Below are 19539 nucleotides of genomic sequence, written 5' to 3' on the forward strand. Positions count from 1 at the left end.
TTTCCCGCTCGTCACTTGGTGAGGGTGAGGGTGTCGATGTCGAACAGGGATCCGGCGCCACCGGTGAAGGAGAGGAACAGCGCTCCCGAACTGGCGGTACCGGTCAGGGCGGTGGAGACATTGGTGAAGGTCTCCCAGCCGCCGGTCACCGGTACGGCGACCGAGCCGAGCAGTGGTCCGGTGGCCGAGCCGGAACGGACCTGGATGGTGCCGCCGGCCCCGGCCGAGGAGACCTTCGCGCTGAAGGTCTTGGTCCCGGCGGTGGGGACGGAGGCGTAGCCCGCCCAGTCACCGTTCTCGATGTAGCCGAGCGTCTTGCCGCCGCTGGCCGCGGCGTGGTCGGCGGCCTGGACGCCCAGCGACGAGGTGTACGACTCGCCCTCCACGGTCTGCCCGGCGGGGGTGGTGCCGGTGGCGAAGGTGAAGGCGTCGATGTCGAAGAGGTTGCCCTGGCCCGTGGGGCCCTTGAAGACCAGGAACAGTTCCGTTGACGCGGCCGGAGCGTTGGTCAGCGTGGCCGAGACATCGGTGAAGGTCTCCCAGCCGCCGGTCGGCGCCACGGTGGCCGTGCCGAGCAGGGTGCCGGTGGCCGAGCCCGCCCGTACCTCGATGGTGCCGCCGGGGCCGCCGGAGGAGACCCGGGCGGTGAACCTGTTGGCGTTGCCGAGCGCGTAGGGCTTGAAGGAGATCCAGTCGCCGTTGTCGGTGAAGCCGACCGTGGCACCGCCCTCGGCGTTGCCGTGCGCGGCGACCTCGATGCCGGACTGGGCGCTGAAGTGCTCGCCCTGCCGGTGGCGGGGCTGGAGGACACGGATGCTGTGCGAGGTCAGTCCGGCCGCGTCGGTGTACTCGGCGTCGAAGACCCCGTAGATGTTGGCGGCGGTGTCGTGCTCGCCGTCGGTCGGGATCGCGAGCGTACCGGTGCAGCCGTTCTTCGAGGTGATCGCGTGCCGGTGCTCGTCATGGCCGAGGAGGTAGGTCACCTTGACCTTGGTGCAGTCGATGGCGCCGTCCTCCGGGTCACTGACGCTGACCGTGAAGGGCACGGTGTCGCCGAAGGAGAACAGTTCACCGTCCTTGGGTCCGGTGAGATTGACGGTGGGCGCGGTGTTGCCCGCCGTCACCACCAGGCTCGCGGTGCCGGTCAGCCCTTCGGGGTCCCTGACGGTGAGGGTCGGCCGGAAGGTGCCGGCGGTGGTGTAGGTCTTGCTCGGGTTGGCGGCGGTGGAGGTGGTGCCGTCGCCGAAGTTCCACGAGTACGTCAGGGCCTTGCCCTCGGGGTCGGAGCTGCCCGCCGAGGAGAACTGGACGGTGAGCGGGACGGCTCCCGAGGTCTTGTCGGCGGCCGCTGCGGCGACCGGGTTGCGGTTGCTGCCGCCGATGTACTCGATCCGGTACAGGGCCTGGTTGTTGGCGCCGGTGCCGTAGTCGAGGACGTACAGCGCGCCGTCCGGACCGAAGGCCTGGTCCATGACCTGGGTACCCGTCCACGGGAAGCTCTCGATGACACCGGGGGTGCCGTCGGCCTTCACCTCGATGGGCTTGATCCACTTCCGGCCGTACTCAGCGGCGAAGAAGTAACCGTTGAGCGACTGCGGGAACTTCACATTGGAGTTCAGGTTCGGGTCGTAGCGGTAGACCGGTCCGCCCATGGGCGACTCGGAGCCACCGCCGAACTCGGGCGGGGATCCGGCGTCGCCGCCGTACTTGATCCAGGCCGGCTTGGCCGCGGGCAGCGTGGCCTGGCCGGTGTTGCGGAAGGAGTTGTTGGCCGGGCCGCCGGCGCAGTTGTACTTCGCCCCTGAGGGACCGCTCGGGAAGGTGTACTCACCGTAGGTCTCGGCGGCGGTGTTCGTACCGGTGCAGTACGGCCAGCCGTAGTTGCCCGGCGCGGTGATGCGGTTGAACTCGACCTGGCCGCTGGGGCCGCGCCCGCCGCCGTCGGTGCCTCCGGCGTCGGGGCCGTAGTCGCCGAGGTAGACGATGCCGGTGGCCTTGTCGACGGACATCCGGAAGGGGTTGCGGAAGCCCATCGCGTAGATCTCGGGCCGGGTGTTGGCCGTACCGGGGGCGAACAGGTTCCCGGCCGGGACGGTGTAGCCGCCGGCGGCCGTGGGCTTGATCCTGAGAACCTTGCCGCGCAGGTCGTTGGTGTTGCCCGAGGAGCGCTGGGCGTCGAACTGCGGGTTCCGGTCGGTCCGTTCGTCGATCGGCGCGTAGCCGGCCGACTCGAACGGGTTGGTGTCGTCGCCGGTGGTCAGATACAGGTTCCCGGCGGCGTCGAAGTCGATGTCACCACCGACGTGGCAGCACTGGCCGCGGTCGTTGGGCACTTCGAGGACGACCTTCTCGCTCGCCATGTCGAGGGTGCCGTCGGTCTTCAGGGTGAACCGGGAGAGGTTGAGGTGGCCCTTCCACGGTTCGAAGGAGGCCGCGCTGCCGGTGACGGGGGCGTCGCCGCCGGGGGTGTTCAGCTTGGGCGAGTAGTACAGGTAGAGATAGCGGTTCGTGGCGAAGCCGGGGTCGGCGGCTATGCCCTGGAGCCCTTCCTCGTCATGCGTGTAGACGTCCAGCTTGCCGGCCGTCTTGGTGTTGCCTGCGGCGTCCGTGAACCGGACCGTGCCGTCCCGGGCGGTGTGGACGACGGCACGGTCGGGCAGCACCGCGAGCGACATCGCTTCGCCCAGTTCGGCGCCGCCCAGGGCGAGTTGTACCTGCTGGTAGTCACCCGGCGGAATGACCGCGGGCGCCGCGGGGGCCGCGACGGCTGCCGGGCCACCGACCGCCGGCAGCGCGACGGCGCCACCGCCGACGATCAGTGCCAACGCGGTGAGCCATCGTGACCAGAGGCGTCGTCTCGGCCTCTGCCCAGACAGTCGTGAAAGTTCTGACGGTCCTGACATGGAGCATCCTTCCTGACCTTGCGGGGGTTTTGAGTCAGGCGTGAGCGCACGACAGCGGCTGCCGTGTCACTCGTGGAAGAACCTGCGCTCGGGTGATGTCCCGTCACCTGAGCAACAGCCATACCGGTCTGGCGGAACGGATTCGATGCGGCGTCAACGTAATTGCGAGATCTCGGTGGAGTTTTTGCAGCCTGGCAACGGGATCTTAATTTGTCAAGGCAATGTCAAAATCCCGGAACCGGCCACCGGCGCGCCCCGCACCGCACACCGTGCGCACTCCGTGAAGACGCCGTGAAGTGGCTGATCCACTCATCCTTTGGAAGGAAGCACCCGGTGTCCCCACGGCGCCTGTCGGAGGGGCACCCCGTGACAGGCTTGTATGAGGCGAATGGACCACATCACCTTTCTTGTGACAGTGGTGATCCTGACCGCTCTGGCGTTCGACTTCACCAACGGGTTCCACGACACCGCCAACGCCATGGCGACCTCGATCGCCACCGGGGCCCTGCGCCCCAAGGTCGCGGTCCTGATCAGCGGTGTACTCAATCTCGCGGGCGCGTTCCTCTCCACCGCGGTGGCCAGAACGATCTCCGGCGGCATCGTGAACGACAGTCTGGTCACACCGGGCATGGTCTTCGCCGGGCTGATCGGCGCGACCCTGTGGAATCTGGCGACCTGGCTGATGGGGCTTCCGTCCAGTTCCTCGCACGCCCTGTTCGGGGGGCTGATCGGTGCCGTGTGGGTGGGTGCGGGACGGCACGGTGTGCACTTCGACGTGGTCCTCGAAAAGATCATTCTTCCGGCCGTCGCGTCACCGCTGGTCGCCGGTCTGGCCGCGCTGCTGGCGACGTATCTCGCCTACCGGATCACCACCCGGGGCCGGGAGGACTCCGTCAACCGGGGCTTCCGGCTGGGGCAGGTCGTCTCCGCCTCGCTGGTCTCCATCGCGCACGGCACCAATGACGCGCAGAAGACCATGGGCGTCATCACCCTCACCCTGATCTCCGCGGGCGCGCTCGCGCCCGACGCGGGCCCCCCGCTGTGGGTGATCACGTCCGCCGGTCTGGCCATCGCCCTCGGGACGTACCTCGGCGGCTGGCGCATCATCAGGACCATGGGCAAGGGGCTCACCGACATCCGCCCCCCGCAGGGCTTCACGGCCGAATCGTCCGCCACGACCGTGATCCTGACCTCGGCCCATCTCGGCTTCGCGCTCTCCACCACCCAGGTCTGCTCCGGTGCCATCCTCGGCGCGGGTCTCGGCCGGCGGCTGGCGGAGGTGCGCTGGGGAATCGCCGGGCGGATGGTCATCGGCTGGTGTGTCACTCTGCCCGCGGCGGCGGCCGTGGGCGCGCTCGCCGCCGTCATGGTCGTATACGGCGGGACGGCCGGCACCATCGTGGTCGCCCTGGCCGCCGCGGCCGTGGCGACCTTCATCGTGATCGTCTCCCGGCGCCATCCGGTGAACGCGGGCAATGTCAACGACGAGCACACCGTCAAGGTCCGCTCCTCCCGCGCGGCGAAGGCGAACGTATGAGGGGCGGAAGCGGTATGGCTCTGGACTGGAGCGGTCTGGGCGAGGTGGCCCTGGTCAGCGTCGGCGCCACCGTCGGGGTCGTCTTCGTCTTCGCCCTGGGTGTGCGCATCCTCGCGCACCGGGACGAGGACGAGGAGCCCGATGGCCGCCCGAGGCTCGGCCGGGGCCGCCGGCGTCCCTCGGCGCCGGCGCGGGCCGTCGCCGGGCTGTGCTTCCTCGCCTGCGCGGCGGCCGTCGCGTACGGGCTGTACCTGATCGTTCCGCAGTTCCACTGACCGGCCGCGGCCCTCCGCCTCACCGGGCCCGGTCGGCCGGGCCTGCCGGGTCGGCGGCGCAGATGGGCTGCGCCTCCGCCGAGGAGCACGGCACATGGCCGTGCTTACGGACCACCTCCTGGCCGCCGCCGCGCAGCAGGAAGTTGAGGAAGCTGGACACGAGGGAGCCGGTGGGCGGGGATCCGTAGGTGTACGCGTACTCGACGCCCCGGTAGGGATAGTCGCTGTGGGCGATGGTGTCCGGGAGGGGGACCTGCCCGTCCAGGCTCAGCGTGTGCACCCCCTTCGCCGTGCTGCCGGAGCGCAGTTCCGTGTACCCGATGGCGCCCGGGGTGGCGGCGACCTTGGCGAGGACCCGGGCGGTGCTGTCGAGTTCGCAGCGGAAGACCTTGGCGGACGGGTCGATCTTCGTCTCGCAGTCGGGCGAGGAGTAGGCCTCCTCGATGTCGCCGCCGAGGACGGTGCTCTCGAAGATGTCGCGGGTGCCGGAGCCCGATTTCCGGCTGGCGAGGACGATGGGCAGGTCGTAGTCGTCGGGGACATCGCGTAGTTGGTTCCATCTCCGGATGTCTCCGCGGTAGATGGCCTTGACCTCGTCGGTCGTCAGATCGCTCACGGGCACATCGTCGTGGACGACAAGGGTGTAGACAGCTACGGCGACCCGGCTCGGCTGCAGTTCGGTCTGCTTCTCGGTCCTGCGTACGTCGGAGAGCGCGATCAGCGCGGGCGAGCCGCCCTTCGCAGCCGCGCCGCGCTCGTCCAGTTCCTGGAGGCCCTCGCCGCTGCTGCGGGCTTCGACCGTGACGGTGGAGCCGGCGCAGTCGTGTTCGTACTTCTCCGCCAGCTCATCGGCGACCGGTTTGAACGCGGTGGAGCCGGTGATGGTCAGCTCTCCCTGCGCGCACCCCATCGGCGGCCGGGTGTCGTCCCGTACGACGACGATGGAGGCGAGCGCGACCACGGAGACCGTGAGCAGGACGGTGATCAGCCGGGAGGCCCTGCTGAACAGGGGCGGGGTGTCGTCGGGGGTCGTACTGCGGTTGGGGAAGACCCCGCCGTCCCTGATGCCTCCGCTGACCCGGACCGGGTCCCCGACCGTCCCGCCGGTCAGCAGGACAAGCAGCTTGAAGTGCACACCACGGTTGAGCGGCACGCGCGGCAGGAAGACGGTGTCGTCGGTGTAGCGCAGTCCGGCGGCCGGGGTGAAGTGGTCCAGCAGATGATCGGCGTTCAGTGGCGTGGTGACCGCGATGCCGCGGATGGTACGGGAGGTGAACTCGGCAGTCAGGCCGTGGAGTTCACGTCCGGTGTAATCGTCGCCGGCGATGCTCTGAGAGCCGTCGTTCTCGATCCGCAGCAGCACGAGGGTGGCGTCGGAGAGTTCGGAGAGCTGCCGGTTCTCCTGGAAGAGACCGAGCCGTACGCCGGCCCTGCCGCTCCGCTCCGCGCTGCTCACCGGGGTGTCGAGCTGGACCCGGTATCCGATCCTGGTACGGCGCGGCACCCGGCGCTCGTACCAGAGCACCCCCAGTGAGGCCGCGATGCCCAGGACCGCGGTCACCACGGCGATGACATTTTCCGCGCTGAGCCATCCGCTGAACGATTCCACGGTTGTACGCCCCCCGACGTTTCGAACACGCGACCGACGAAGAATTGTCCGGTCACCGTACGGTCGTGGAGTACGGGGAGCCGCCCACTTCGCCGGGCCGTGTGCCGTTGTTCGCCGAAGGTTCAACAAGGTTCACAGGGGCGCCGTCCGAGGGTTCATAAGGCCGTCCCGCACTTACCGAGTCCCGTCCACGCCGGTTATCCATGAGAGGAAAGCGGAGAGAAACTCTTCCCCCGGCAGAGGAGGGGACGATGGATACCGCCGCGCCGGTCACCGAGGACGCCCCCACGGTCCATATTCTCTGGATCAACGCGGGCCTGAGCTGCGACGGAGACTCGGTCTCCCTCACCGCGGCCAGCCAGCCGAGCATTGAGGAAATAGCCCTCGGCGCCCTGCCCGGGCTGCCGAAAGTGGCTGTTCACTGGCCCCTGATCGATTTCGAATGCGGGCCCGTCCAGGGCGCGGACAATTTCATCGAGTGGTTCTTCAAGGCGGACCGCGGAGAGATCGAGCCCTTTGTCCTGGTCATCGAGGGCTCTATTCCGAATGAGTCCGTCAAGGACGAGGGCTACTGGTGCGGATTCGGGGACGATCCCGAGACCGGCCAGCCCATCACCACCAGTGAGTGGATCGACCGGCTCGCACCGAAAGCACTGGCCGTCGTGGCCCTCGGAACCTGTGCGGCCTACGGCGGGATCCACGCCATGGCGGGCAATCCCACCGGGGCGATGGGCGTGCCCGACTATCTGGGCTGGGACTGGACGTCGGGCGCGGGCATTCCGATCGTCTGTGTCCCCGGCTGCCCGGTGCACCCGGACAACGCCTCGGAGTCCCTGCTCTATCTGCTCTACCAGGCCGCCGGGTCCGCGCCGATGATCCCGCTCGACGAACAGCTCCGTCCGGCCTGGCTGTTCGGCGCGACCGTCCACGAGGGATGCGACCGCGCCGGCTACTACGAGCAGGGCCAGTTCGCGACCGAGTACGGCTCACCGCAGTGTCTGGTCAAACTGGGCTGCTGGGGTCCCGTGGTCAAGTGCAACGTGCCCAAACGGGGCTGGATCAACGGCGTCGGCGGCTGCCCCAATGTCGGCGGCATCTGTATCGCCTGCACCATGCCCGGATTCCCCGACAAGTTCATGCCGTTCATGGACGAACCGCCCGGCGGTCATGTGTCCGCCGCGGCCAGCGGTGCGTACGGCAAGGTCATCCGGCGGCTGCGCGGTGTCACGGCCAGGACCGTCGACAAGGAACCGAAGTGGCGCCGCAAGGGCGACAAGGTCCTGACCGGCTACCACCCCCCGTGGTGAACCGCCCGCCGGAAAACGGCTGAGCGAGCCCGCGAGCCCCCAGTTGAGGAAGGTGGTGTGCGGTCCATGGCGCCGACGGCGAAGCAGACCGAGGACGGCAGCGGCCTGATGGAGATGTCCTGGGATCCGATCACCCGGATCGTGGGCAGCCTCGGAATCCACACGAAGATCGACTTCCGGGAGAAGCGGGTCGCCGAGTGCTACAGCACCTCGTCCGTCTTCCGCGGCTACAGCGTCTTCATGCGCGGCAAGGACCCGCGCGACGCCCACTTCATCACCAGCCGTATCTGCGGTATCTGCGGGGACAACCACGCGACCTGCTCGGTGTACACGCAGAACATGGCGTACGGCGTGAAGCCCCCGCACCTCGGCGAGTGGATCATGAATCTCGGCGAGGCGGCGGAGTACATGTTCGACCACAACATCTTCCAGGAGAACCTGGTGGGGGTGGACTACTGCGAGAAGATGGTCCGCGAGACCAACCCCGGAGTCCTGGAGCTGGCCGAACGTACCGAGGCGCCCCACGCGGGCGACCACGGCTACCGCACCATCGCCGACATCATGCGCGCGCTCAATCCGCTGGAGGGCGAGTTCTACCGTGAGGCGCTGCATGTCAGCCGCTACACACGGGAGATGTTCTGTCTGATGGAGGGCCGCCATGTGCACCCCTCCACGCTCTACCCGGGCGGTGTCGGCACCGTCGCCACCATCCAGCTCTTCACGGACTACCTCACCCGCCTGACGCGGTACGTGGAGTTCATGAAGCGCGTCGTCCCGCTCCACGACGACCTGTTCGACTTCTTCTACGAGGCGCTGCCCGGGTACGAGGAGGTCGGCCGGCGCCGGGTGCTGCTCGGCTGCTGGGGCGCCCTCAACGACCCCGAGCACTGCGACTTCACCTATGCCCGGATGTCCGGGTGGGGCCGGCACATGTTCGTGACCCCGGGCATCATCGTCGACGGCAAGCTGATCACCAACGACCTCGTCGACATCAACCTCGGCATCCGGATCCTGCTGGGCAGCTCGTACTACGACGACTGGGAGGGGCAGGGGACCTTCGTCGACCACGACCCGCTCGGCAATCCCGTGGACCCGCGCCACCCCTGGAACCAGCACACCCTCCCGGCCCCGCAGAAGCGGAACTTCGCGGACAAATACAGTTGGGTGATGTCCCCGCGCTGGTTCGACGGCACGGACCATCTCGCGCTGGACACCGGCGGCGGCCCGCTCGCCCGGCTCTGGTCCACGGCCCTGTCCGGACTGGTCGACTTCGGCTATGTCCGGGCCACCGGGCACAGCGTCGAGATCAATCTGCCGCGCACCATGACGAAGCCGGAGACCCGCTTCGAGTGGCACATCCCCCGGTGGAGCAACGCCCTGGAACGCAACCGCGCGCGGACCTACTTCCAGGCCTACGCGGCCGCCTGCGCCCTGCACTTCGCGGAGCGCGCGATGGAGGAGGTGCGCGCGGGCCGTACCAAGACCTGGGAGAGCTTCGAGGTGCCCGACGAGTCCATCGGCGTCGGCTTCACCGAGGCGGTACGGGGTGTGCTCTCGCACCACATGGTCGTCAGGGACGGCAAGATCGCCAACTACCATCCGTACCCGCCCACTCCGTGGAACGCCAGTGTGCGCGACTCGTACGGCACACCGGGCCCGTACGAGGACGCGGTGCAGAACACCCCGATCTTCGAGGAGAACCCGCCGGACACCTTCAAGGGCATCGACATCATGCGGACGGTGCGGAGCTTCGACCCCTGTCTGCCCTGCGGCGTCCATATGTACGTCGGCGGCGGCAGGACCGTACGGGAGACCCATATGCCCACCGGGCTCAGCGGGCTGGGGGGCTGACACGGTGGCGGCAACGGCCGGGGAGCAGCGGGCCGGTGAGCGCGTCGACGCGCTGCTCGACGAACTGAGCAGGGCGATGGGCCCGTCGGGCCGCGCGCTCGCGGACGAACTGGTGCGCGCCGTCGTCGAGTTCTACGGTACGGGCCTGGCCCGGGCCGTCGAGCTGCTGCGCGATCCCCTGGAGGGCGCCGACCCGCTGGCACTGCTCGGCGGGGACGAACTCGTCGGCGGGCTGCTGATCCTGCACGATCTGCACCCCGACGACACGCTCACCCGGGTGGAACGGGCGCTGGACGAGATCCGTCCGTATCTCGGTTCGCACGCTGGTGATGTGGAGATCGCCGGGATCGGCCCGGAGCCGGAGGAGGACGGCGCCGCCGAGGGGCTGACCCTGCGGCTGAGGCTGCGCGGAAGCTGCGACGGCTGTCCCTCCTCCGCGCAGACGGTGCGCTGGACCATCGAGGAGGCCGTGGCGCGCCGGGCGCCGGAGATCGCGCGGGTGGAGGTCGAGGGCGTCGCGGAGGAGAGTCCGCAGCCGAAGCTCCTCCAGATCATGTCCCGGCCGCCGGACGCGGCCGATCTGGCGGCGGGGCCATGACCACCCGGCCCGCGCCCGTCCCGGACGGGCTGCGCGGCTTCACGCGCCGGCCGCCGGCCGCCGAGGAGCGGTGCGAGCTGTGCGCCGAGCCGCTGCCCGGGGAACACCGGCATCTTGTGGACACCCGGAAGCGCTCTCTGCTGTGTGCCTGCGTCGGCTGCCATCTCCTGTTCACCCGGCCGGGCGCGGGCGGGGGCCGCTTCCGGGCGGTGCCCGACCGGTATCTGTCCGATCCGGACTTCACCCTGGACGAGGAGAGCTGGAGCAGGCTCCAGATCCCGGTGGGGCTCGCGTTCTTCTTCCGCAACTCCGAACTGGACCGGCTGGCCGCGTTCTACCCCAGCCCCGCCGGTGCCACGGAGAGCGAGCTGGACCCGGCCGTCTGGCGGGAGGTCCTCGGCTCCGGCCGGCTGGCCGCGCTGCTCCAGCCCGACACGGAAGCACTGCTGATACGGCGGGAGCGCGGCACCGGCGCCGCGAGCGTGGGCGGCGCGGGCGGGTGCTGGCTGGTGCCGGTCGACGTCTGTTACGAGCTGGTGGGCCGGATGCGGCTGCACTGGCAGGGGTTCGACGGCGGCGCCGAGGCCCGCGCCGATCTGGCGGACTTCTTCGCCCGGGTCGCGGCACGGGCCCGGCCGCCCACGACCGAGCGGGAGGACGGCCGATGACCGATCTGACGTTCACCTGTGTCGGCGTACGGCCGGAACCGTACGGTACGGGCCCGACGCTGCTGTTCCGGCTGCGGATCGAGGCGGCGGGGGGCGCGCGGATCCACGCGGTGGCGCTGCGCTGCCAGTTGCGGATCGAGCCCGTCCAACGGCGGTACGCGCCCGCCGAGATGGAGATGCTCGGTGATCTCTTCGGCGAGCCGGACCGCTGGAGCACCACCCTCAAACCGCTCCAGTTCGCGCATGCCTCGGTGACCGTGCCCGGCTTCACCGGCACCACCGAGATCGAACTGCCGGTGCCCTGTACGTACGACATGGAGGTGGCCTCGGCCGCGTACTTCCGCGCGCTCGCGGACGGCGAGGTGCCGCTGCTCCTGCTCTTCTCGGGCACGGTCTTCTCCGGTGACCGCGGGTTCATGGCGGAGCCGGTGCCCTGGCACAAGGAGGCGGCGTTCCGTATGCCGGTGAAGGTCTGGCGGAGCCTGATCGAGCAGTACTTTCCCGGCTCTGGCTGGCTGCGGGTACGCGACGACTGTCTGGACGCGCTGCGCCGCTTCCGCTCGGAGCGCGCACTGCCGTCCTGGGAGCGGGTGTTCGAGGAGCTGCTCCGTACGGCGGCGGCTCCCGGACCCGCCGGGTCTGCCGGGTCTGCCGGGCGAGGAGGGCGATCATGACGGACCAGGTGGCGGTGGATTTCACGGGTTTCGACCCGGCCCGTCGGGTCGCCGACGCCCTGCTGTTCGAGGGCTACGTGCTCTACCCCTACCGGGCGTCGGCTCGTAAGAACCAATTGCGCTGGCAGTTCGGTGTGCTGGTGCCGCCATCCTGGGCCGACGCGCACGGCGAGCACGCCGAGCAGCGTACGGAATGCCTGCTGGAACCCCGCCGCGCCGGTCACCTCCTCGTAGAACTCCGCTTCCTCCAGGTGCGCCGGCGCACGGTGGAGCGCCCCGCGCCCGACGGCTCGGGCTGGACCGGGACCGCGCAACTCGATCTGACCGACCGGGTGCTGGTCCCCTGGGACGAGGGCGAGGAGCAGCGTGTGGCGCTGCGGGTGCCGCTCGACGAACTCGCGGGCGGAGGACGGACCGTACGGTTCGACCGCCCCGGCGGGGTGGCGTACGAGCCGGTCCAGGAGGCGGGCGGTACGGGACCGGTCGTCGGGCGCCTGGTACGGCACAGCCGGGCACTGGCGGGCGAGATCCGTCTGGCCACCGAGCCGCTGCCGGGCCCGTACGGCGCACTGCGGCTGACCGCGACCGTACGCAACGCCTCGGACTGGACACCGGACCGGCGTGAGCGGGGCAGCCGTGACAACCGCGAAGCCGCCCTGCCGTACAGCCTGATCGCGGCGCATCTGCTGCTGGGGCTGCCCGGCGGGCGGTTCCTGTCGATGACGGATCCGCCCGAGTGGGCCGCGCCCGCCGCTCGGACCTGCCACAATGAGCACACCTGGCCCGTGCTGGTCGGCGGTGAGGGCCGGGACGACGTCCTGCTGTCCTCGCCGATCATCCTGGACGACCACCCGGGACTCGCCGCCGAGAGCCCTGGACCGCTCTACGACGCCACTGAGATCGACGAGATCCTCTCGCTGCGGACCGCGGCGCTCACCGAGCAGGAGAAGCGGGAGGCACGCGGGACGGACGCGCGGGCGGCCGAGGTGATCGATCTGGTGGACGGCATGCCGGCGCAGATCATGGAGCGCCTGCACGGGGCGATCCGGGGTCTGCGCGAGGTGACCGGTGAGCAGGCAGGCGCGAACCCGGCCGAGGCGCCCGACGCGTACGACGCACCGGGGCCGGAGACCGTGACGGTCGGCGGGCAGCTCATCGGAGTGGGCAGCCGGGTCGTACTGAGGCCGGGCGCGCGCGGGTCCGATGCCCAGGACATCTTTCTGGCCGGCCTCGGCGCGACGGTCGAGGCGGTGCTGACGGACGTCGACGGCGAGACGCACATCGGGGTGACCGTCGACGGCGATCCGGGCACGGACGTACGCCGTCAGCAGGGCCGGTTCCTGTACTTCCGGCCGGACGAGGTCGACCCTTGCGGCTGCCCGGAGGGCGGTGGCTGACATGGCGGGCGGGACTCTGGTCGCCGGGATCGGCAATGTCTTCCTGAGCGACGACGGCTTCGGCGTCGAGACCCTGCGCCGGCTGGCCGGGCGCCGGCTCCCGCCGGGCGTCGAGCTGATGGACACGGGCATCCGGGGTGTCCATCTCGCCTACCGGCTGCTCGACGGCTACCGCGGGCTGGTGCTGCTCGACACGGTCGACCGCGGCACTCCCGCCGGCACCCTGCACGTACTCGACATCGACCCGGCCGACCCCGCCGCTGCCGGAATGCCTCAGGCGGCCGTCCCGCTGGACGGGCACGGCATGGATCCGGCGGCCGTGCTGCGGCTGGTCCATGAACTGCGCGCGGGCGCCGGTGGCACCCTGCCCGAGCGGATCGTGCTGGTCGGCTGCCAGCCGCTCACCCTCGAAGAGGGCATCGGACTCAGCGAACCGGTCGCCGCCGCCGTCGGGCCGGCGGCGGAGCTGGTCCTCGATCTGGTCCGGCACGAAGGCCTGGTCCGGCACGAAGGCCAGGAGGGTCACAAAGGCCACGGAAGACACCGAGGAGGCGATGACCGTGATGCACGCGATACGCGAGATACGGGCGGGACGAGCGGCGGACCACCCCAGGACCCATCCCAGAGCCCACCCCAGGACCCGCTCCGGGCCGGCGGACCGGCCGGTGCTGTGGGTCTGCGCCGGAGCGGTCGTGGCCGGGGTGGCGTACGAGACGGCGAAGTCCGTACCGGATCTGCGCCGCTATCTGCGGATGCGGCGGATGTAGGCCCCGGGGAAGGAGAGGACCGGGCCCCATGAACGATCAACGATGAACGCGGACGGCGACCGGCGGTCAGGCGTGCCCCGTCGCGGGCGGGTGCCCGGACAGCGGCCGTACCTCTCTGTCGGCGGGACCCGGCCCGTTGAGCTGCGCGTACCGCTCCAGGAACAGATGCAGGGTGCCGTGCAGCTCCCCCAGACGGACGAACCAGAGCGACAGGCTCATCGACCCCGCCGGAGTGATCTCGTACTCGCGGCGGGCGGGTCCGGACGCGGAGGCCCGCCATTGGGAGGAGATCTGACCGCATTTCTCCATGCCCCGCAGCAGCCGGTACACATGCGCGGACTCGGCCTCGGCCCAGCCGAAGGCGCCCAGCCGCTGGGTCAGCTCGTAGCCGTGCCCCGGCCGCTCGGCGAGCAGCAGCAGGATGACGGGGTTCATCAGCGCGCGTCGTTCGGTGTCGTGCGTCGTCATGGTCGCGGTCTCCTGATGTGGCCGTGCGAGCTGGGCAGCGGTTCGTACGGCGGTTGAGGACACGCTAACCAGCCCCGGCGGGACCGGCCAGCCGCAGTGACGAGGTGAGAGCCGTGCACGAACTGTCCATCGCGGCCGCCGTGGTCGCCCAGGTGGAGGAGGCCGTACGCACCAATGGCGGCGCGCGGGTCGCCTCCCTGCGGCTGCGGATCGGCGAGCTGGCGGGGGTGGTGCCGGAGGCGCTCCGGTTCTCGTTCGGCCTGGCGAGCGAGGGGACCGTACTGGCCGGTGCCCGACTGGAGCTGGACACCGTACCCGGCAGGGGCCGGTGCGCCGGCTGCGGCCGGGAGTACGCGGTCGGGGTGCCGCCCCTGCTCTGGTGCGACGGCTGCGCCCGGCCCCTGGACGAGCTGCTCTCGGGCCGGGAACTGGAGATCGCCAAGGTCGTTCTCATGGATCCCGCCGAGGCCGCTCCGACGGATTCCTCGGATGCGCGCCGCCCGGACAGCGGTGAGGATCGGGGTACTCCTGAGGAGGCCCCCCATGTGCCGAGTCGTTGATCTGCGCCAGGCCGTCCTGGCCAAGAACGACGCCAGTGCCCTGGAGCTGCGCGAGCATCTCGCCGCCCGGGGCACGGCCGAGGTGAATCTGCTGTCCAGCCCGGGCAGCGGCAAGACGGCGCTGCTCGAACGGCTGCTGGAACGGGCCGTCGAGGCGGGTATCGCGGTCGCCGCGATCACCGCCGATCTGGCCACCGAGAACGACGCCCGGCGGCTGGCGCGGGCCGGAGCGCCCGTCAAACAGGTGCTGACCGACGGGCTGTGCCATCTGGAGGCGGAGATGCTGCGCGGGCATCTCGACGGCTGGCTCCCGGCGGACACCCGGGTGCTGTTCGTGGAGAACGTCGGCAATCTGGTGTGTCCCGCGTCGTACGACCTCGGGGAGAGCCTGCGGATCGTGCTGGTCTCGGTGACCGAGGGCGAGGACAAGCCGCTCAAGTACCCCACGGCGTTCGGCCTCGCCCAGCTTGTGGTCATCACCAAGACGGATATCGCGGCGGCCGTCGAGTTCGACGCGGAGACGTTCCACCGGAATGTGCGGCAGGTGAATCCGGGTGTCCCGGTGCTGGCGACCTCGGCGCGCACGGGGGCCGGCGTCGACGATCTGCTGGCCCGCGTCCTCGACTGCGCGGACGGTGTGCCCGTACACCGGCCGGTGTACGAGGGCGCCTCCGCCGCTCACGGAACGGCTGAAACGCCATGAGCGGGCCCGTCTCCACCCGCGCGGCCAACCCGGCCGCACCACCGGCCACGTGTGAGCGCTGGCATGTTCTGGTACGCGGGGTGGTGCAGGGTGTGGGCTTCCGGCCGTTCGTGTACGCGCTCGCCACCGGTCTCGGTCTGACGGGGTGGGTCACCAACACCGCCGAGGGGGTCAGCCTGGAGGTCGAGGGACCGGCGGAGGATGTGGCGGCCTTCTGCGAGCGGCTGGCATCCGACGCGCCACCGCTGGCCGTCGTGGAATCGGTGCGGCACCGGCCCGTACCCGCCGACGGCGGCAGCGGGTTCACGATCCGCCCCTCGGCCGACTCCGGCTCCGGTGGTGCCGGACGCACCCTGGTCTCCCCCGACATGGCGACGTGCGACGCGTGTCTGGCCGAGCTGGCCGACCCCGCCGACCGCCGCTACCGGCACCCTTTCATCAGTTGTACGCACTGCGGCCCGCGCTTCACCGTCGTCACCGGGCTGCCGTACGACCGGGCGCGGACCACCATGGCCGGCTTCCCGCTCTGCGCCGACTGCGCGCGGGAGTACGAGGATCCGGCCGACCGGCGCTTCCACGCGCAGCCGGTCGCCTGTCATGCCTGCGGGCCCCGACTCTCCCTGCTCAGGCACGCGTCGGGCGGGCCTGCCATGACCGCTTCGGGCGAGGGCGCGCTCGCGGAGGCCCGGCGGTTGCTGGCGGCCGGGGCGGTTGTCGCGGTGAAGGGGCTCGGCGGCTACCACCTGGCCTGCGATGCCTCCGACGCCACCGCCGTGGCGGTCCTGCGTGCCCGCAAGAGCCGCGGCGCCAAGCCGTTCGCCGTGATGGCCGGGTCGCTGGAGACGGTTGAGCGGCTTGCCTTCGTCGGCTCCGAGGAGCGCGAACTGCTGCTGGGGCAGCGCAGGCCGATCGTCCTGCTGCGCCGTCGCGAGGGCGGTGAGCCGCTGGTGGCGGACGGTGTGGCGCCCGGCAGTTCCGAACTCGGGGTGCTCATGCCGTACACCCCGCTGCACCATCTGCTGCTGGGTCTGCCCGGCGATCCGCCGGGACCGCCGGTGCTGGTGATGACCAGCGGAAACCGGTCGGGCGAGCCCATCGTGACGGATGACAAGGACGCCTTGAGCCGACTGGACGGGCTCGCGGACGCCTGGCTGACCCATGACCGGCCGTTGCGGGTGGCGTGCGACGACTCGGTGGTACGGGTCTGTGCGGGCCGGGTGCTGCCCGTGCGCAGATCACGCGGCTACGCGCCGCTGCCGGTGGCGCTGCCCGTACCGGTGGAACCGGCGCTCGCCGTCGGCGGGGACCTGAAGAACGCCTTCTGTGTCGCGGAGGGCGGATACGCGTGGCTGTCCGCCCATATCGGCGACATGGACGAACTGGCCACGCTCACCGCCTTCGAGGCGGCCGTCGGGCATCTGTCGGAGCTGGCCTCGGTCACGCCCCGGGTGCTGGTCGCGGACCGCCATCCCGGCTACCGCTCGGGGCAGTGGGCCGAACGCCATGCCGGGGGCCGTCCGGTACGCCGGGTCCAGCACCATCACGCGCATGTGGCGTCGGCGATGGCCGAGCACGGTCTGGACGGCTCGGCTCCGGTGATCGGGGTGGCCTTCGACGGTACGGGGTACGGGGACGACGGCGCGGTGTGGGGCGGCGAGGTGCTGCTCGCGGACTACGACGGCTTCCGGCGCTTCGGCAGGCTGGCCTATGTGCCGCTGCCGGGCGGCGACGCGGCCGTACGGAACCCGTACCGCATGGCGCTCTCGCATCTGCGGGCGGCGGGTCTGCCCTGGTCGGACGAACTGCCGTGTGCCGCCGCGTGTTCGGCCGGTGAGCGGCGGCTGCTGGAGCGTCAGCTCACGCGCGGCGTCGCGTGTGTGCCGACATCGAGCATGGGGCGGCTGTTCGACGCCGTCGCCTCGCTGGCGGGGGTGTGCCACCGGGTGGAGTACGAGGCTCAGGCTGCGATGGAGCTGGAGAGCGCGGCCGTGGCGGGCGGTGGCCTGGCGGGCTGTGGTCCGGCGGAGGGCGGCCCGGCAGTCGGCTACCGGTTCGGGCTGGTCCCCGGACGGCCGGGCGACGGGGTGGAGCTGGTGGCCGACCCGGCGCCGCTCCTGGCCGCAGCCGTGCGGGACATACGGGCGGGTGCGGGTGCACCGGTGGTCGCCGCGCGCTTCCACGGCGCGGTCACCTGGCTGGTGGGCGAACTGTGCCGCGCGGCCCGTGACCGTACGGGACTGACCACCGTCGCCCTGACCGGCGGCGTGTTCTGCAACGCCCTGCTGACCGCCGGCTGTACGGAGCTGCTGGAGCGCGACGGATTCACCGTACTGCGGCATCACGTGGTGCCGCCCAACGACGGCGGGCTGGCTCTGGGCCAGTTGATGGTCGCCGCCCGGGTCGCGACGAACTGACAGACGAACTGACACAGGCCGAGGCCACATGTACTGGGCCCACATGTACGGGATCCACATGTGGCGGGCCCACATGTGGTGAGCACATATGGGCGGAGCCACCACAGGTGGAGCCGCCATAGGCCGGACCAACAACTTCTGAGGAGAAGCCATGTGCCTTGCCGTGCCCGGCAGAGTGCTGGACATCGAGGAGCGGGACGGAACCCGGATGGCGCACGTCGACTTCGGGGGCGTGGTCAAGGACGTCTGTCTGGAGTATGTGCCGGAGATCGAGGTCGGTGACTACGCGATCGTGCATGTCGGTTTCGCGCTCCAGCGGCTCGACGAGGAGTCGGCGAGACGGACGCTGGCGCTGTTCGAGAATCTCGGCGTCCTGGAGGAGGAGTTCGGGGACGCCTGGGGGCGGGCCGCGAAGGAGGCGGGCACCGCCCGTCCCAAGGGCACGAAGGACTCGGGAGGTACGGCGAAGTCCCGGGCCGGCAAGGCCGCCCGCGCCGCCCGCACCGGGCCGGAAGCCTCTGGAGTCCCTGGAGCCGCGGCCGTCCGGAGTCCCGCCCAGCCCGCCGCCACCCGGCCCCCGCGCCGCAAGCCCCGTCCCCCGCAGGAGGAGAGACCATGAAGTATCTCGACGAGTTCAGCGATCCCGATCTCGCCGCCCGGCTGTTCGACGACATCCGGGCCACCGTCACCCGGCCCTGGGCGCTGATGGAGGTCTGCGGCGGCCAGACCCACTCGATCATCCGCCATGGCATCGACCAGCTCCTCCCCGACGAGGTCGAACTGATCCACGGCCCCGGCTGTCCGGTCTGTGTGACCCCCCTGGAGACCATCGACAAGGCACTGGAGATCGCCTCCCGTCCCGATGTGATCTTCTGTTCCTTCGGCGACATGCTCCGGGTGCCGGGCAGCGGCCGGGATCTGTTCAAGGTCAAGAGCGAGGGCGCGGACGTACGGGTGGTCTACTCACCGCTCGACGCGCTCCGGATCGCCCGCGAGAACCCCGGCCGCCAAGTGGTGTTCTTCGGGATCGGGTTCGAGACGACGGCCCCGCCGAACGCGATGACCGTCCACCAGGCCAGAAAGCTCGGCATCGAGAACTTCAGCCTGCTGGTCTCGCATGTCCGGGTCCCCCCGGCGATCGACGCCATCATGAACGCGCCCGCCTGCCGCGTCCAGGCGTTCCTCGCCGCCGGCCATGTCTGCACGGTCATGGGCACCGCCGAGTACCCCGCACTCGCCGCCCGGCACCGTGTTCCCATCGTCGTCACCGGCTTCGAACCGCTGGACATCCTGGAGGGGATCAGGCGCGCCGTACGCCAGTTGGAGGCCGGCGAGCACACCGTCGAGAACGCCTACCCGAGGGCCGTACGGGCGGAGGGCAGCCCGGCCGCGCGGGCCATGCTGGAGGAGGTCTTCGAGGTCACCGACCGGGCCTGGCGCGGTATCGGCATGATCCCTGCCAGCGGCTGGCGGCTGTCCCCCGCCTACCGGGCGTACGACGCGGAGCACCGCTTCTCGGTGACCGGTATCCGAACGCGGGAGTCCACGGCCTGCCGCAGCGGCGAGGTGCTCCAGGGACTGATCAAGCCGCACGAGTGCGAGGCGTTCGGCACGGTCTGCACCCCGCGCACCCCGCTCGGCGCCACCATGGTGTCCAGCGAGGGCGCCTGCGCCGCGTACTACCTGTACCGGGGCCTGTCTGCACCGGGCCCGGCGGCCACCGCCGGATCCGGAACACGGGAAGAGGTGACCTCCGTTGGCTGAGCCGATGCCGGCCGGGATCCGCGAGGCGGACGGTGTCCGGACCC

The 19539-nt window shown here is 70.6% G+C and carries 16 protein-coding genes and 2 pseudogenes; 15 read left to right on the forward strand and 3 right to left on the reverse strand.

Annotated features, from left to right (window positions below):
* Positions 1-11: 11 nt before the first annotated feature.
* A complete protein-coding gene (locus ACFU9P_RS01130) occupies positions 12-2903 on the reverse strand; it encodes a carbohydrate-binding protein (RefSeq protein ID WP_384076887.1) in 2892 nt (963 codons plus the stop codon).
* A 388-nt stretch (positions 2904-3291) separates the two neighbouring features.
* Between ACFU9P_RS01130 and ACFU9P_RS01135 the strand changes: the two genes are divergently transcribed.
* A complete protein-coding gene (locus ACFU9P_RS01135) occupies positions 3292-4440 on the forward strand; it encodes an anion permease (RefSeq protein ID WP_384076890.1) in 1149 nt (382 codons plus the stop codon).
* Positions 4441-4454: 14 nt separating this feature from the next.
* Complete coding sequence (locus tag ACFU9P_RS01140; protein WP_384076892.1) at positions 4455-4715, forward strand: hypothetical protein; 261 nt, start codon at positions 4455-4457, stop codon at positions 4713-4715.
* 19 nt (positions 4716-4734) lie between these two features.
* Here the strand turns inward: ACFU9P_RS01140 and ACFU9P_RS01145 are convergent, their stop codons facing one another.
* Positions 4735-6324: a PstS family phosphate ABC transporter substrate-binding protein gene (locus ACFU9P_RS01145; protein WP_384076895.1), complete on the reverse strand. Its 1590-nt coding sequence runs from the start codon at positions 6322-6324 to the stop codon at positions 4735-4737.
* 251 nt (positions 6325-6575) lie between these two features.
* Here ACFU9P_RS01145 and ACFU9P_RS01150 point away from each other — a divergent pair, with 251 nt between their 5' ends.
* The 8 genes and pseudogenes from ACFU9P_RS01150 to ACFU9P_RS01185 all read left to right on the forward strand — a co-directional run bounded on the left by ACFU9P_RS01150 (position 6576) and on the right by ACFU9P_RS01185 (position 13586).
* A complete protein-coding gene (locus ACFU9P_RS01150) occupies positions 6576-7631 on the forward strand; it encodes a hydrogenase expression protein HypE (RefSeq protein WP_384076898.1) in 1056 nt (351 codons plus the stop codon).
* Positions 7632-7697: 66 nt separating this feature from the next.
* Positions 7698-9482 carry a nickel-dependent hydrogenase large subunit gene (locus ACFU9P_RS01155; protein WP_384076901.1) on the forward strand — a complete coding sequence of 595 codons (1785 nt, stop codon included), beginning with the start codon at positions 7698-7700 and terminating at the stop codon, positions 9480-9482.
* 4 nt (positions 9483-9486) lie between these two features.
* Positions 9487-10080: a NifU family protein gene (locus ACFU9P_RS01160; protein WP_384076903.1), complete on the forward strand. Its 594-nt coding sequence runs from the start codon at positions 9487-9489 to the stop codon at positions 10078-10080.
* On the forward strand, positions 10077-10748 hold the full coding sequence (locus tag ACFU9P_RS01165; RefSeq protein ID WP_384076906.1) for a DUF5947 family protein: 672 nt from the start codon (positions 10077-10079) through the stop codon (positions 10746-10748). The genes ACFU9P_RS01160 and ACFU9P_RS01165 overlap by 4 nt, the downstream gene beginning before the upstream one ends.
* Complete coding sequence (locus ACFU9P_RS01170) at positions 10745-11422, forward strand: DUF6084 family protein (RefSeq protein ID WP_376381987.1); 678 nt, start codon at positions 10745-10747, stop codon at positions 11420-11422. Before ACFU9P_RS01165 ends, ACFU9P_RS01170 begins: the two co-directional genes overlap by 4 nt.
* Positions 11419-12819: a hypothetical protein gene (locus tag ACFU9P_RS01175; protein ID WP_384076910.1), complete on the forward strand. Its 1401-nt coding sequence runs from the start codon at positions 11419-11421 to the stop codon at positions 12817-12819. Before ACFU9P_RS01170 ends, ACFU9P_RS01175 begins: the two co-directional genes overlap by 4 nt.
* 1 nt (position 12820) lies before the next feature.
* Positions 12821-13288: pseudogene (locus ACFU9P_RS01180) on the forward strand (hydrogenase maturation protease); the annotation flags it as partial.
* Positions 13289-13382: 94 nt separating this feature from the next.
* Positions 13383-13586: a DUF6893 family small protein gene (locus tag ACFU9P_RS01185; RefSeq protein ID WP_376382067.1), complete on the forward strand. Its 204-nt coding sequence runs from the start codon at positions 13383-13385 to the stop codon at positions 13584-13586.
* A 66-nt stretch (positions 13587-13652) separates the two neighbouring features.
* Here ACFU9P_RS01185 and ACFU9P_RS01190 read toward each other — a convergent pair whose 3' ends face one another.
* Positions 13653-14054 carry a helix-turn-helix transcriptional regulator gene (locus tag ACFU9P_RS01190; RefSeq protein WP_376381991.1) on the reverse strand — a complete coding sequence of 134 codons (402 nt, stop codon included), beginning with the start codon at positions 14052-14054 and terminating at the stop codon, positions 13653-13655.
* A 113-nt stretch (positions 14055-14167) separates the two neighbouring features.
* Between ACFU9P_RS01190 and ACFU9P_RS01195 the strand changes: the two genes are divergently transcribed.
* The 5 genes and pseudogenes from ACFU9P_RS01195 (at position 14168) to hypD (ending at position 19495) form a co-directional block, all read left to right on the forward strand.
* Positions 14168-14614, forward strand: coding sequence for a hydrogenase maturation nickel metallochaperone HypA (locus tag ACFU9P_RS01195; RefSeq protein ID WP_384076913.1), 447 nt, complete (start codon positions 14168-14170; stop codon positions 14612-14614).
* Positions 14598-15317 (forward strand): hydrogenase nickel incorporation protein HypB, encoded by a 720-nt coding sequence (hypB, locus tag ACFU9P_RS01200; protein WP_384076916.1) that lies wholly within the window; start codon positions 14598-14600, stop codon positions 15315-15317. Before ACFU9P_RS01195 ends, hypB begins: the two co-directional genes overlap by 17 nt.
* The gene (gene hypF / locus ACFU9P_RS01205) at positions 15314-17731 is read left to right on the forward strand and encodes a carbamoyltransferase HypF (RefSeq protein WP_384076919.1); all 2418 of its coding nucleotides are present in this window, start codon (positions 15314-15316) and stop codon (positions 17729-17731) included. The genes hypB and hypF overlap by 4 nt, the downstream gene beginning before the upstream one ends.
* Before the next feature lie 151 nt (positions 17732-17882).
* Positions 17883-18158 (forward strand): annotated as a pseudogene (locus ACFU9P_RS01210) (HypC/HybG/HupF family hydrogenase formation chaperone); the annotation flags it as partial.
* Positions 18159-18346: 188 nt separating this feature from the next.
* On the forward strand, positions 18347-19495 hold the full coding sequence (hypD, locus tag ACFU9P_RS01215) for a hydrogenase formation protein HypD (RefSeq protein ID WP_384076921.1): 1149 nt from the start codon (positions 18347-18349) through the stop codon (positions 19493-19495).
* Positions 19496-19539 lie beyond the last annotated feature (44 nt).

The sequence above is a fragment of the Streptomyces sp. NPDC057617 genome, assembly GCF_042800555.1.
Lineage (GTDB): Bacteria > Actinomycetota > Actinomycetes > Streptomycetales > Streptomycetaceae > Streptomyces.

Excerpts from the sequence above, each read along its gene's own strand:
- ACFU9P_RS01165 (WP_384076906.1), top strand. The coding sequence starts at position 10,077 with ATGACCACCCGGCCCGCGCCCGTCCCGGACGGGCTGCGCGGCTTCACG.
- hypD (WP_384076921.1), top strand. The coding sequence starts at position 18,347 with ATGAAGTATCTCGACGAGTTCAGCGATCCCGATCTCGCCGCCCGGCTG.
- ACFU9P_RS01130 (WP_384076887.1), bottom strand. The coding sequence starts at position 2,903 with ATGTCAGGACCGTCAGAACTTTCACGACTGTCTGGGCAGAGGCCGAGA.
- ACFU9P_RS01140 (WP_384076892.1), top strand. The coding sequence starts at position 4,455 with ATGGCTCTGGACTGGAGCGGTCTGGGCGAGGTGGCCCTGGTCAGCGTC.
- ACFU9P_RS01185 (WP_376382067.1), top strand. The coding sequence starts at position 13,383 with ATGCACGCGATACGCGAGATACGGGCGGGACGAGCGGCGGACCACCCC.
- ACFU9P_RS01135 (WP_384076890.1), top strand. The coding sequence starts at position 3,292 with ATGGACCACATCACCTTTCTTGTGACAGTGGTGATCCTGACCGCTCTG.
- ACFU9P_RS01175 (WP_384076910.1), top strand. The coding sequence starts at position 11,419 with ATGACGGACCAGGTGGCGGTGGATTTCACGGGTTTCGACCCGGCCCGT.
- ACFU9P_RS01170 (WP_376381987.1), top strand. The coding sequence starts at position 10,745 with ATGACCGATCTGACGTTCACCTGTGTCGGCGTACGGCCGGAACCGTAC.
- hypF (WP_384076919.1), top strand. The coding sequence starts at position 15,314 with ATGAGCGGGCCCGTCTCCACCCGCGCGGCCAACCCGGCCGCACCACCG.
- ACFU9P_RS01150 (WP_384076898.1), top strand. The coding sequence starts at position 6,576 with ATGGATACCGCCGCGCCGGTCACCGAGGACGCCCCCACGGTCCATATT.
- hypB (WP_384076916.1), top strand. The coding sequence starts at position 14,598 with ATGTGCCGAGTCGTTGATCTGCGCCAGGCCGTCCTGGCCAAGAACGAC.
- ACFU9P_RS01190 (WP_376381991.1), bottom strand. The coding sequence starts at position 14,054 with ATGACGACGCACGACACCGAACGACGCGCGCTGATGAACCCCGTCATC.
- ACFU9P_RS01155 (WP_384076901.1), top strand. The coding sequence starts at position 7,698 with ATGGCGCCGACGGCGAAGCAGACCGAGGACGGCAGCGGCCTGATGGAG.